Source organism: Nocardia sp. NPDC049707 (assembly GCF_040674855.1).
GTDB lineage: Bacteria > Actinomycetota > Actinomycetes > Mycobacteriales > Mycobacteriaceae > Nocardia.
Genome location: NZ_JBFANN010000020.1, coordinates 21,776 through 34,430, shown reverse-complemented (window position 1 = coordinate 34,430; position 12,655 = coordinate 21,776). Strand labels below are relative to the sequence as shown.

The following is a 12,655-nucleotide window of genomic DNA, read 5'->3' as shown; positions in this document are numbered from 1 at the left end:
GTGTCTCGTGGCGTCTTTCGGCATGGGTGTGGCCCTTTCGCCTTTCGGCTCAGTTGGTTGGCGTAACTCAGGCAGCGGCTTTTTTGCGGGCAGCTTGTCGCGCTTTGGCTGCGCGTCGGCATTTGCGGCATTGCCTGGTGCCGTCTGACCCGCGGTATGTGTTTTCTTTGGTGTATTCGTGGTTGTTGCCGCATACGGGGCGGTCGGTGAGTTTTATGCCCATCGCGGCCCAGTCGGGTTGTGTGTGTGGGTGGTCGATGTCTCGGCCGTCCCACGCGAGGGGCGATGGGTGCTTGGCGCGTTTCGCGACAGTGACGCTTTGTTGGCTCGGTCCGGGTGTGCCTGACAGTTCTTCGTATAGGTCGCGGATCTCCGCCCAGCGCGAATACATAAGGTGTGGGCGGCGAAGCGAGTCGTTCAGCACGAAGTTTGTGGAGAGGCCGAGTCGTGCGGCGAGTTCTGCTGTGGGCCAGCCGATAGCGTTCAGTGCGCGAACGCGGCGGCGGGCACCGAGTGAGGAAACCAGTTTTTGGGCTGGGTGTGGTTTGTGGTCGACCTTCCAGATTTTCGCGGCTATCTCGATCCGGACGTGGTCTGTGTTGCGGTTCAAGATGTGGTGCACGGTTTGAATGTCGATTCCGGCTGCGTGCGCGATTGCTTGCCGGGTGACGTTGAGCGCCATCAGGTTTTCGATTCGTCGGCGGACGAGCGCGATTGGCATGGTGGCTGGTTCGCCGCGTGATTTGCGGATTCGATAGATTTTCGATGCTCGTGGCGAGCGAGTCATGCTGCCGCCTTCCGAAGTTTGTCGCGGTGCCGGACCAGTGCGCGGTCAGCGGATTCGCGGCTGAGATTCAGCATGGGCGCAAGCTCTGTTCGGCCCCAACCGTTTTCAATGGCATGGTTGAGTACGGCTTCCCGTTCCGCTTTCCCGATCGTGCCTTCGTGTTTGCCGGAGAGGATGCGCTCCATCAGGACTTCGTCGATGGCGCCAGTTTCGTTGTCGTCACCAAGGTCGGGTTCATGGTCCGGGTGGTCGATGTCGCGGCCTTCCCAGGCGAGAGGCGGTGCGAAATTGTGGCGTTCGGCATACCGTCTGGCGATCGGTGAAGGTCCCGGTGTGCCGGAAAGCTCTTCGTAGAGGTCCTTGATGGTTGACCACGTGGCGCCACGTACCTGTACGACGTGCGTGTACCGGTTGGCCATGACTTGGGTGACGCCGAGGAGTTCACCGAGTTTCGTGCTGGAATACCCGATTGCATTGAGCGCATGGAGCCTGCGACGGGTACCGATCGCGGGCACGAGCATGGCGGTTTGCGCGAGCACTGGTACATGGGTGACCGATTTAATGCGGGCCGCCTGCTCGATCCGCATCTGACGGAACTCGCCCCCACCCGCGAACCAGATCGTTTTCTGCGGGACGCCTGCGGCAGCACCAATCGCGGTGTCGGTAAAACCTATGTCACGCAACCAGAGCACATGGTCGCGGACTGGTTCGGCATCAACCATTGCCGGAATGCCGCGCGCAGCTCGTGCCGCGCGCAGCTTCCTACGTCGGTAACTGCCGAGGACCGGAACCTGACTCTTGACATGATTGTTCACGCTGCTTGTGCTTTCTCGACTCTCCGGATCGGCCACTCAGTGGACACGTCCGCGTACGGCAGCTCCTTGCGTTTCAGGTAGTCGATGAGGCTCGTCGCCTGGTCCGCATACCACTCTGTTTGCTTCGCCATCAGTTCATCCGCTGTGTACTGGGCCAACTCTGGGTAGACGCGCGGCAGCTTCCACGCGAGCCGCGCAGCTGCTACCGCGTCAGCTTCGGCATCGTGCGCGTCATCGAGACGCATCCCGTAGTTGATCATCACCGCGGAGAGCTTCCTGGAACCCTTGCGGAACCGGTCGTAGTGTTTGTCTGCGACGAAGGCATCGAAGATCGGGCCGCGGATCTCGAAACCGGGTGCATGCGTGGCGATCAAAGAAAAATCGAAGCTACCGTTGTACGCAGCGACAACGCGCCCCTCGCTCCAACACGCATACAGTTCGTTGACGATCTCGGTGACGACACCTTTGTGTGGTCGACCGTGTTTACGGACGTATTCGTCGTCTACTCCGTGTATGTCCGTGGCCTCTGCGGGGATGGGGATACTCGGTTGCGCAACCCAGTGTCGGCGCCGGACAACCGATCCGTCGACGCGTCCAACGAACGCGGTGACGATCTGATCTTCCGTGATCGATACGCCAGTGGACTCGACGTCGAAGCATCCGAGAGGCATTTCCGTCCAGCTGGTCACTCGCGCTGTTCCTCTGCTTCCGAGATGGATTCATTGGGCGCCATGTACACCGCGCGGTAGCCGTCGTTGTCATTAGCGAAGTGGAGTGCAGCGAGTTCCGCGGCATCCGTGTTTCCGAAGTAGCGGACCCCGAAGGCGTCGCCGCCCTCCCCGGCTCGCTCACCCTTCGTTGGGTAAGCGAGCCACGCGCCATCATCGAGCCGGACCTTTCTTGTCACGGCTACGCGTCCGGGTCGGGCGGGAACATGCCGTCGTGGTCGGCGGACTCGTAGTAGGACGAAGGCGCATCAGTCACGCCGTCGTCAACCAACTCGCCCTCCAACACCGGATCTGCGTCGTGCAGTGCTGGAGCCGTGAACGTGGCGGGATTGTCGGCACGTTCGGACTCGACCTGCTTCGCATCGTTGCGGATCTCAGTGGAGGTGGGCACCCACTTCGCGAGCTGACGCACCGCGGACTTCAACCACATGGCGTCTTCGTGCTTCACCCACGGCGAGTACTCGGAGGACGAGCCTTGCGACGATTCCTTGATCCGGTTGATAGCCGCGCGGTTCAGGACAACGACCTTCGAGTAGGCGCCGTCCTTCATCTGCGCGTACGCGTAGACGAGCCGCAGTTTGCCGCGGTTGTCGGAGTCCCAGTCGATTTCGTGGGTGGGGTACCGGTCGCGGCCCGGATGGTAGGAGAAGTGGTCGTTCTCGTACACACATTCCGCGACGACGGAGGACACGAATCCGGCGTTGTAGATCAGTTTGATAATGCCCTGGTAGCCAACGATGCCGAGGATTTCGAGGCGACCTTTGACCTTGCGGGGCGTCAGATAGTACTCGGTAGTGCCGGGTTCGAGGCCGAGGCGGGCGGCGTCGAGCAGCGAGGCCATGAAGACCGCGGGGTTGTTTGCTGCGGCGATCTCCAGTTCGAACCAGTCGCCTTGCTTACGTCCCTTCTTCAAGGCACCCTGTGCAATCCGAACCCAGGTTTCCGGGCGGATGTGACTCGGCATGACCTGCGCGAAATCGGTCTTGTATTCGGCGATCATGCCGCGAGGTGTGTTGTCTTTCTTGGCTACTTCTGTACCTGGCGTGGTCATGCCGCTGCTTCTTCCTGGAGGTCGGGGCGTTTCCCGGTTTGGGTGATGTATGGGGTTCCGCCGCGTTTCTGTTGGCGGCGTGCGATGTTGACTTTCTGGAAGCGGCCGTAGCGGCTGTCGCCCATTTCTTGCGCGAGTTGGGCTGTGGCACCGATCTTTTCGGCGATGGCCGCTGCTTCCGCGTCGATGGCGTTGAGGTAACGCAGCGCGGTGTGTTCCGACAGGTCGATTTCTTCGTCGATGATGTTCGGGTTGAGTGCGCGCACGGCTTGGTAGGTGGCGGCGTGGTTATCGAGGTCGGGAAGTTGCGGGTTCTTCCCGGTCGGCAGGGTGTCCATGAACGCAGCGACGCGTGCACGGATGGCAGCGGCTTCGTTCGCGTCGTAGTGGACGACGTATTCGCGGAACGTGAGGTAGGCGCTTAGCACGACGACATGTGTTGTGGTTGCGCCGATTGTGTCCATGGTCCACATGACCTGTGCCCGGTATCCGGATGGAATCTGACCGGTGCCTTCAACACCCCATTCGGGGTCTGGTTCAGCGTCGGTCTTGCACTCCAGCAGTCTGAGTCGCTTCGATGTGGCGACATCGGACGGAATCCACACTTCACCGTCTGGTGAAGCGATCTGCCAGTCTCGCTGGTTGTGCTGCCACGTGCCGGTTGTGCGCACATCCCAATCGGGGTGCTGGTCAGCGAACCACGCACGGATAGCGGGTTCGAGGTAGTGCCCGCGCGCCTGCTCGTCGTTCTGCGGTTCAGGCGGGACGTTGCCCGCCATCTTGTGCCACGTCGAGAACGGTGAATCCCACCGCGACAGGCCGAGAACGGCACCCACCTTTGAGGCAGACATTTTTGACCACCAAGCGGGACTACCGGGTTCGATCGTCTCTGCCAACAGGTGGCCAACGAGTTGACTGGTCATCAGTTGCCCCCGCAGGCGAAGTACAGGACGGCACCGAAGAACGCGCCGAAGATGACGGCGATCAGCTCAGCCAGCAACGCGTATACGAGTCCGCGGAAGGCGTTCACAGGTCCCCCATCTCTGCGCGGCGCGCGACCATTGCGGCGCATTCGAGTTCGTTGACGCGGGTTTCGGTGTCCGAGACGCGTTCGAGGAGGGAATCGATCGTGCGTGCCTGTCTGGTGACGACACGTGCGAGTTCGAGCAGCACTGTGCCCATGTCGGAGGGGTTGTTGGGGTTGGCCCAGCCGATGGCGTCTTGCACTATCTGGGCGATGCTGGTGAGCGTCGTATGATCTGTGTTGGACATGTCACGGGGTCGCTTCCTGTGAGGTCTGCGCCCGTCCCCATGCCAGTGGGGGCGGGCTTTTTGCTGCGTAGACGCAGACTAGAGCGCGTCTTGTCTGCAAGCAATAGTTTAGCTTGCAACACCCTCAGTGACAACGGCGCGGACATGACACTGTCCCGAATAGTCCGTTACCGGATCGCAACCGCTTGACCAGCAGAAATGCTTTAAACGTGATTTAGTACCCAGGCATGCTTGTGCGCGCGGCATAGTGTTTTGCCCGCCGTGCCGATACCATCAGCAGATCAAACCAGCCCTGACCGTCTACCGGCGTGCGGGTTGGGTGCACACGAAAGGTCCAACCGTGGATGACAAAGCCCCTGCGGCGGAAGAAACACGATGGTGGCGGTATGTGCGTGGGCTTATAGAGTCCCGCGACCTGAGCCACCACGCGTTCACGAAGGACGCGGGGTTCGCGGCATCGGTCATCAGGTCCTGGCGAGATTTCGGCGCTCAACCCAGCCTGGAGGTTGTGCACAAGGTCTCAGAGTATTTCGGTCGCCCCGTGACAGAGGTGATGGTCAACGCGCAATACCTCACGTGGGCTGACCTCGCGGTCGTTGAGCCGCCACCCCCGCCAGTAGCCGAACTGCCCAATACCGAGCTAATCGACACGTTTTGGGCAGCGGCCAACGAGCTGAAACGGCGACTCGACTCCTCAGGATGGGCAGCGGCAGCGGCGACGGCTGTAGAGGTCAAACCCACGGCGGATGCGAAGAAGGACGCGCGCAGTCGCAGGCGTGCGACAGGACGCAGTTAAGCGGCAGAGCCGAACTGGTCCGTCGCGCCATCATCGGCATAGGTGGCGAAGAACGCCCGGTCCTGGTCGACATGGAACTGCGGTGTGCTTCTGAAGATGGTGTCGCACTCCGCATCCGTCATTACCGGGACCGACATAGCGCACCACCAGAACAGGCCGCGCGTCGTGCAGGTGCCCTGATCCCAGCCACCTACACGAGTCGGCGCCTGTTCGAGTGCATCGATCCCGAAACCCCGTAGTGCTGCCATCTCATCGGCACCGAGACCGAGGTACGGCCACAGCTCAACAAGCCCCGTCGCGTCGACAGTGACCCGCCCGATTTCCTTGAAGATTTCACCATGCCCGTCGTCCCATGCCGATTTCTGGCCGAGTGGCGCGCGGACAATGATGCCGCGGTCTGTCAGGATGTCGTCGGTGGCGATCAGTGGGGTTTCGCAGCTGCGGTAGCGGTTGTCTGGTTCGGGGTTGTGGATCATGGATGACCGGTCCTCGGGTGCGTTTTCGTCGGCTGTGCCCCCTCTCCGCTTGCGTCTGCGTGAGGGTTCACTAAGTCGTTGCTACAGAAGATTGAAGGCGCGCGGGATCGGTCCCGCTCCCAGAGTGGAGCGGAAGACGTGATCTGCGCCGTTGACTGGTTTAGCTCTCAGCCCGAGCTTGCATGATCCACGTCTAGGCCCCTTACCTCGCAGAAGATACCGCGTCTGACGGTCCTCCCCCGACGGTGGGCCGGTTTATCGCGTTGTTATAAAGCGGATGATGGTCCGCTTTATGTGGTCCTTCAGAGCGTAGTACCCACCATATGGGTACCGCAAGGTCTGATCGCGGCGAGTTTGCGCGCAGGTGACCAAAGTCCCTTACCGCAGTTCCAGATCTGGTCGCCGGGTTACTCTGAGACCGTGGAACGGCGCGGACAGATCAACCGGGCGTTAGGGCGCGCAATAGCTCGGCACCGAGGCGACCGACCACAAGAAGATGTATGGACCGCGGCCGACATGACCAAATCCACGTACCGCCGACTAGAGCAAGGTGCCTTCAAGTACGTCGACCTGGACGACGTCGCCGTTGTGGCCGAAGTCCTCGGCACGAACCTGGAAGTGTTGATGACAGAAGCCGTACAGGCTGTGAATGAAGCCAACGCGGCCAACGACAACCCGGCAGCGGATTCGTTCGGTTCTGCGCTGGGTTTTTGATTGCGATTTTGATGATCGCTGGGCGAACAGTCCGCATCATGTCGGATTTGCCCAATACACTGCGATTGTGGTGCTAGCGATACTCCTGGTGTTGGTGGTAGCTTCCGCTCGGCTCGTCATCTGGCGTTGGCATGCCGACACGCGCCTGTTCACCCTCGCTATGTTCGCGGTAGTCATCTCCCGCATGGCAGGCTTGCCGCGAATCGGCGACCGGCACCTTGATCCAGCACTCGCCGCGGTCTTCGGGGAGAACATCTCCGACCTGATCGTCACTACGTTCTTGGCGGTGGCTTCCTGGCTGCTCGGAATGATCGGCCTGCGCGCCCTGACCAGGACCCAGGACCGGCAGTCATCACGGCGCCGATACCAGCGCGCGGCAACCGTGTGGAGTGTGGTGCAACTGGCGGTGATTGTTGCCCTGATACTGACGTCTCGGCTCGGCGAAGCCGCGCGCACGCCCGTCTCTGATGAGTTCGCGCTGACCGACTCGGCATCGCTGGGGTACATCGGCGTCTACCTGTTTGAGATCGCGTTGATTGGGGCTGTGCTGATCGCCGTGTGCGGCAAGGCGCTACGGACGAGCAGGATCCGTTTGCGGCACGCCATGATGGCCGTGACGGCGCTAACGGTGTGCGGGCTTGGTTATGTGGCGTTCGTGGTGTGGGCGCTCGTCGCGAACCCGTCCATGTTGCGGGAGCATCACAGCGCGATCATCGCCACTGCTGCGGCTCCTGCTTTGGTGGCTCTGGCGGTCGCGGGCTTGTATGGGTTGGTGGCAGCGCTCGGCAGTTGACTCGATTGCATGGCGGTTGCCGATGCCGAAAAGTCGTCTGCGTGTCGACGATCCGACACGCCGACATCACGCGAGAAGCGCTGTGACAGCTTCTCCTTTGCGGCGACGGCTGTTTCGTGATTCGAGCGGGCTGGAGACAGCCGATCAGCCCCCGAATCTGGCGGGGGCTAGCGGGGGTTCAGTCCAACTTTGAGTGTCACTTTGGGCCGAAAACACCGGGGATCAGCGGGGGCAAGCGGGGGGTTCCGAGGTGTTCTCGACCTAGCGAAATCGCTGCTCAGGATAGGTTTTTGAGCGGCTTTCGGCAGGTCATGGCGAACCCTCGTCGAGACTTCGCCATCTCTGCACAGTCCGCAGCCTACGCAAAACGGGGGGCGAACAGTATTCGGAGGTGGCCATCCGCACTCCGGCGGGACCCGTTGTGTACACGGGGTGAATTGCGGGTTCAGCCGGGTGACGACAGTTGCGAGGTAATCACGATCCGCGTTCTTCCCCTGCTCGCAAGGCTCGCCATTGCGATCCTGGAACTTTGAAGCTGATCGCCTGTCGAGAAAGGTGGTTCCCGATGTCCTACGACTCTGCTCTGCCTCAGGCGGCTTCCTGGCTGGGCACCCGCCGATAATCCCGGATCACACTGCTGGCGCAGCTGGCCCGGTCCACACCATGAGCTCCGTCGTTCGGCCGTGATTTCCGCAGAGCCGGATCAAGATCTCCCGCAGTGCGCGCCTTCACATAAGCACCTCTGGACCGAAGGGGTAATTGATGAACGCACCGGCAACTCCGCTTGGCGACGGCTCTGTTGGTTCCCGCAGCACGGATCCGTTCCCGTTGTCGTGCGGGCAGGCCGAAAGCTGGACCGAGCAACGGCGCGCTCCCGAGATGCCATCGGCGGTGGCGCACTATGTGGAAGTCAAGGGCGAACTGGAACCAGCGGAACGAGCCGATCTACCGACCTACGCGGGAGCACCCGCACTGCCAGCTGTCCTACTGTTCGACCTGCTGACAGCGGCCGTCGCCCAGAACCCCGATGCCACCGCGATCGTGTTCGGCAGCCGACACCTGACCTACCGCGAACTCGATGAGCGATCCAACCGGCTGGCCCGGGTCCTGATCGCCCTGGGGGCAGGGCCGGATACCGTTGTCGCGGTGGGTATTCCACAGTCGCCCGAACTCGTGCTCGCGATATGGGCGACAGCTAAATCCGGCGCGGCCTTCCTCCCCCTCGACCCGAACCACCCCCCTGAACGCATCATCCGCATGCTCGACGATTCCGGTGCCGCCATCGGACTCACCGTGACATCCGTGCGTGCGAAACTGCCCGACGCCGTCGACTGGTCGACTTTGGATGATCTCGACGACATCACCCGCGACCCACAACCGGTCACCGACGCCGAACGTGCGACTCCACTACGACCACAACACCCGGCCTATCTCATCTACACCTCGGGCTCCACCGGAACGCCCGAAGGCGTCGTCGTCACCCACACCGGAATAGCCGACCTGGCCACCGAGACCCGAGCGCGTTTCCGCCTCACCCCGACATCTCGGGTGCTGGCCGCGGCCTCGCCCACTTTCGATGTCTCGATCCTCGAATGGCTCAGCACTGCCGCCGCCGGAGCCACACTGTTCCTCGCGCCGCCGTCGATAGTCGCCGGTACCGAACTGGCGGAACTGATCGCGACCGAAGACATCACCCATCTCGCCGTCACCCCCACGGTGCTCGCGTCGATGCACCCGGACAGAATCGACGCCCTCGACACCATCGTCCTCGGCAGTGAGACATGTCCAGCGGATCCGACCGCGCAATGGACACCGGGTCGCGCGGTGGTCAATACCTACTCCTCGGCAAAAAGAGGCCGATCATGAATGCTGAAGGAATTATCGGGAAACGCTCCGGCGTGCAACCGACCAATCTGTTCTCCACCGATCCGGCAATTCGCGCCGCCGAACATCCGCACGCCGCCGAACTGCGCCGATGGGCAAGCGGCTACCTGTCCAGACCCCATCGTGACCTCGGCCGACCCGGCCCCGTCTGCCCCTACATCGGACGCGCCATCGGCGGCCGATACCTGTGGGTCTGCTTCGTCGAAGGCCGCCGTATCGACGCAGAACGGATAACCGCCGTCGTCGATGATCTGAACGACCTGTTCCCCGCCCTGCCGCCGCGACACGAACCCGACAATGAGCTCAAAGCCGTGCTCGCGGTCTTCCCCGACCTCACCGAATACGTCGACATCGACGCTGTCCAACAGGTCCAGAAAACCCGGTTCGTCGACAAGGGATTGATGCTCGGCCAGTTCTATCCCGGCTGCACCGTCGCCGGGCTGCACAATCCGAACTTTCCAGCGCTCGACGCGCCCCTGCCCATCCTCGCCGTCCGTTATATGGCCCCCACCGACTTCCCATTCCTCAACACCCGCCAGGAATGGATCGATACCTACTTCAAAGTCTTCGCCCCCGCGATTCCCGGCTTCATCAGCAATTCCATGGCCGCCAAACTCGTCGAAACACCGGCGGGTCGCTCCGGCTCCGCCCCGCGGGGGTGAACACCGGCGGACCCGAGGTCGGTCCGACCAGCCGGAACCGACGCGGCGGCACTGCCGGACAACGGCATTGCCGCTGCTCGAGCGTCTGAATGTGTTAATCGGGAGTCCAATGCATAAGCTCGAACATGTGCCCGGTAAACGAGACATCGCCACCCGACGCGAGCTGGCCGACACCGCAGCGCAGCCGACCGAGACCACAGGCCCGCACGGCAGCACCGCGACGGTTGCGCGGGAGCTCACCTCGGTCGCGCAGGACTATTTGAAAGTGATCTGGACCGCTCGAGAATGGTCGCAAGAAAAGGTATCGACGAAACTGCTCGCCGAACGGATCGGTGTCTCGGCCTCCACCGTCTCGGAGGCGGTACGCAAGCTCGCCGATCAAGGCCTTGTCGAACACGCTCGGTATGGGGCCATCACCCTCACCGAACACGGGCGTCTCGCGGCGGTCGCCATGGTGCGCCGGCATCGGCTGATCGAGACATTCCTCGTCAACGAACTCGGCTACGGTTGGGATGAGGTGCACGATGAGGCCGAGGTGCTCGAGCACGCGGTCTCGGAGTTGCTGATGGCACGCATCGACGCGAAACTCGGCTATCCGGACCGGGATCCACACGGCGATCCCATTCCCTCGGTCGACGGCGCGGTGCCGAAGCCTCCCGCTCGCCAGCTCAGCGATTTCCGCGCGGGCGAATCCGGCCATGTCGCACGGATTTCCGACGCCGATCCGGATATGCTGCGCTACTTCGATTCGGTCGGTATCGCGCTCGATACGCCGATCGTCGTGGTGGAGCGCCGAGACTTCGCGGGCACCATCGCGATTCGCATCGAGGACCGAACCATCGATCTCGGCAGCCCCGCGGCCGAAGCCATCTGGCTCCGCGACTGACGCACGCTGCCGGGGCCACCGCAACCCGCGGCAAGAACACACTCCGATCCCCTTATCGGATCGCCATGCCTCGGAGTCAGCACAGGTCGGCCCCCAGAGAAATGGGGCCCGCCGAATCGGTCGGCGCGCCGGGAAATCCAGCCGTGCCAGTTGCCGCATGGCCACTGACCGGTACGCGATTGTCAGAGATTGGAGGGGCGCACGACCATGACCGAGGCGGCGCGCTTGCCGGTTTCCTGCAGCAGGGCGATTGCGCGGCCGGATGGGTCGATGGCGGCATAGACGCCGGAGAGGCCGACCGGATCGAGCCAGCGGCCGTTGCGGAGATCTTCTGCTTGCTTGTCATCGATAGCGCGGTGTGGGAATGCGGTTCGGATGGCGTCGTCGATGTCCAGGCTCAGCAGCGCGTCCTCGGATTCGGCGGCGGCGGCCAATTCGTCGAGGGTTCTGGCGTGTTCGAGGGTGAATGGGCCGACCCTGGTGCGGCGCAACGCGGTCAGGTGGCCGCCGACGCCGAGCGCGACACCCAGATCGCGTGCCAGTGCACGGATGTAGGTGCCGGACGAACATTCGACGACCACGTCCAGATCGACGAACTCCGAAATATCGCGGCGGGCAAGGATATCGAAGCGTGAGACGGTGACCGGGCGAGCGGCGAGGCGCACCTCTTCACCGGCCCGATGCCGGGCATAGGCGCGTTCACCATTCACCTTGATGGCGCTGACCGTGGCGGGGACCTGCTCGATAGCACCGGTCGATTTCGCGGTGTGCACGGCGATTTCGGCATCGGTGAGATGGGTCGCCGCCGCGGTCGAGAGCACTTCGCCCTCGGCATCGTCGGTGGTGGTGGCTTGTCCGAGCCGAATGGTCGCGGTGTATGCCTTGGTGGTCAGGGTGAGCAGGCCGAGCAGTTTGGTGGCGCGTTCGACGCCGAGCACCAGTACGCCGGTGGCCATCGGATCGAGCGTCCCGGCATGCCCGACCTTCTTGGTGCGCAATAGTTTTCGGCATTTCGCGACGACATCGTGGCTGGTCCAACCACCGTCCTTGTCGACGATCAGCAGACCGCCGAGTGCGTCGATCCGTGCGTCGGCCATCAGTCGTGCACGATCGCGGTCAGGATGAGTCCATCGCCGATCATCCAGCGGCCGTCGAAGGAAGTCAGCGGCGCGCCACCGTCGGTGACCTGTCCCGGCACCAGGATCTGGCTGTGGAAGGTGCCCGAACCGGCGCCGTCGGAGCTTTCATCGATGGTGAAGGTGATGTGGGCGTCCTCGAAGCCGAGCCAGCGCGCGGTCAATGGCCACCATGCCTTGTAGGTGGCTTCCTTCGCGCAGAACAGCAAGCGGTCCAAGTGCAGACCGGAGCCGTCGACATGCGCCAACCAGTCCCGCTCGGGTGGCAGGCTCACCGAATCCAGCACCCCCTCGGGCAGTGCGTCATGCGGTTCGGCATCGATGCCGATCGAGCGGAACCGCAGCTTGTGGCCCAAGGCCGCCGCCCGGTAGCCGTCACAGTGCGTCAGGCTGCCGACGATGCCGCGCGGCCACACCGGCGCACCCCGCTCGCCCTTGCCGATCGCGACCGGCGCCTCACCCAGTTCCACCAGCGCGAGCCGGGCGCAGTGCCGAGCACCGATGAAATCCCGGCGACGCTTCTCCACCGCCTTCTCGATGAGGTGCGCCTCGGCCGGATGCGGCTGCAGGTCCTCGGGATACTCCAAGAGCTCTGCCGAAGCCACACCAGCGGGAAGAATTTTCTCGATCAGCTCGTCCGCCTCCTCGCACCTTC

Annotated in this window: 15 protein-coding genes; 5 read left to right on the top strand and 10 right to left on the bottom strand. The window is 62.8% G+C overall.

Annotated elements, in window-relative coordinates; translation table 11 throughout:
- Positions 1–67: 67 nt before the first annotated feature.
- The 8 genes from AB0J29_RS19045 to AB0J29_RS19010 form a co-directional block, all read right to left on the bottom strand.
- Positions 68–787: a hypothetical protein gene (locus AB0J29_RS19045; protein ID WP_364787404.1), complete on the bottom strand. Its 720-nt coding sequence runs from the start codon at positions 785–787 to the stop codon at positions 68–70.
- Complete coding sequence (locus tag AB0J29_RS19040; RefSeq protein WP_364787401.1) at positions 784–1,638, bottom strand: hypothetical protein; 855 nt, start codon at positions 1,636–1,638, stop codon at positions 784–786. The genes AB0J29_RS19045 and AB0J29_RS19040 overlap by 4 nt, the downstream gene beginning before the upstream one ends.
- Positions 1,599–2,291: an exonuclease domain-containing protein gene (locus AB0J29_RS19035; RefSeq protein ID WP_364787398.1), complete on the bottom strand. Its 693-nt coding sequence runs from the start codon at positions 2,289–2,291 to the stop codon at positions 1,599–1,601. Before AB0J29_RS19035 ends, AB0J29_RS19040 begins: the two co-directional genes overlap by 40 nt.
- Entirely contained in the window at positions 2,288–2,509 is a 222-nt protein-coding gene (locus AB0J29_RS19030; RefSeq protein WP_364787395.1) for a hypothetical protein, read from the bottom strand. Before AB0J29_RS19030 ends, AB0J29_RS19035 begins: the two co-directional genes overlap by 4 nt.
- Before the next feature lie 2 nt (positions 2,510–2,511).
- Entirely contained in the window at positions 2,512–3,381 is an 870-nt protein-coding gene (locus AB0J29_RS19025) for a recombinase RecT (protein WP_364787392.1), read from the bottom strand.
- Positions 3,378–4,304 carry a YqaJ viral recombinase family protein gene (locus AB0J29_RS19020; RefSeq protein ID WP_364787389.1) on the bottom strand — a complete coding sequence of 309 codons (927 nt, stop codon included), beginning with the start codon at positions 4,302–4,304 and terminating at the stop codon, positions 3,378–3,380. Before AB0J29_RS19020 ends, AB0J29_RS19025 begins: the two co-directional genes overlap by 4 nt.
- Positions 4,305–4,407: 103 nt before the next feature.
- Positions 4,408–4,653 carry a hypothetical protein gene (locus AB0J29_RS19015; RefSeq protein WP_364787386.1) on the bottom strand — a complete coding sequence of 82 codons (246 nt, stop codon included), beginning with the start codon at positions 4,651–4,653 and terminating at the stop codon, positions 4,408–4,410.
- 792 nt (positions 4,654–5,445) lie between these two features.
- Positions 5,446–5,925: a hypothetical protein gene (locus AB0J29_RS19010; RefSeq protein WP_364787383.1), complete on the bottom strand. Its 480-nt coding sequence runs from the start codon at positions 5,923–5,925 to the stop codon at positions 5,446–5,448.
- Between the two features lie 516 nt (positions 5,926–6,441).
- Between AB0J29_RS19010 and AB0J29_RS19005 the strand changes: the two genes are divergently transcribed.
- The 5 genes from AB0J29_RS19005 to AB0J29_RS18985 all read left to right on the top strand — a co-directional run bounded on the left by AB0J29_RS19005 (position 6,442) and on the right by AB0J29_RS18985 (position 10,864).
- Positions 6,442–6,639, top strand: a complete 198-nt coding sequence (locus AB0J29_RS19005) for a hypothetical protein (RefSeq protein ID WP_364787380.1) — start codon at positions 6,442–6,444, stop codon at positions 6,637–6,639.
- 67 nt (positions 6,640–6,706) lie between these two features.
- On the top strand, positions 6,707–7,432 hold the full coding sequence (locus AB0J29_RS19000) for a hypothetical protein (RefSeq protein ID WP_364787377.1): 726 nt from the start codon (positions 6,707–6,709) through the stop codon (positions 7,430–7,432).
- Positions 7,433–8,194: 762 nt separating this feature from the next.
- Positions 8,195–9,298: an AMP-binding protein gene (locus AB0J29_RS18995; RefSeq protein WP_364787374.1), complete on the top strand. Its 1,104-nt coding sequence runs from the start codon at positions 8,195–8,197 to the stop codon at positions 9,296–9,298.
- Positions 9,295–9,978, top strand: coding sequence for a DUF6875 domain-containing protein (locus AB0J29_RS18990; RefSeq protein WP_364787371.1), 684 nt, complete (start codon positions 9,295–9,297; stop codon positions 9,976–9,978). Before AB0J29_RS18995 ends, AB0J29_RS18990 begins: the two co-directional genes overlap by 4 nt.
- A gap of 109 nt (positions 9,979–10,087) precedes the next feature.
- A complete protein-coding gene (locus AB0J29_RS18985; protein ID WP_364787368.1) occupies positions 10,088–10,864 on the top strand; it encodes a metal-dependent transcriptional regulator in 777 nt (258 codons plus the stop codon).
- 182 nt (positions 10,865–11,046) lie between these two features.
- Here the strand turns inward: AB0J29_RS18985 and truB are convergent, their stop codons facing one another.
- Both truB and npt read right to left on the bottom strand, forming a co-directional pair.
- Positions 11,047–11,961: a tRNA pseudouridine(55) synthase TruB gene (gene truB / locus AB0J29_RS18980; RefSeq protein ID WP_364787365.1), complete on the bottom strand. Its 915-nt coding sequence runs from the start codon at positions 11,959–11,961 to the stop codon at positions 11,047–11,049.
- Positions 11,961–12,632 carry a 4'-phosphopantetheinyl transferase Npt gene (npt, locus tag AB0J29_RS18975; RefSeq protein ID WP_364787796.1) on the bottom strand — a complete coding sequence of 224 codons (672 nt, stop codon included), beginning with the start codon at positions 12,630–12,632 and terminating at the stop codon, positions 11,961–11,963. Before npt ends, truB begins: the two co-directional genes overlap by 1 nt.
- Positions 12,633–12,655 lie beyond the last annotated feature (23 nt).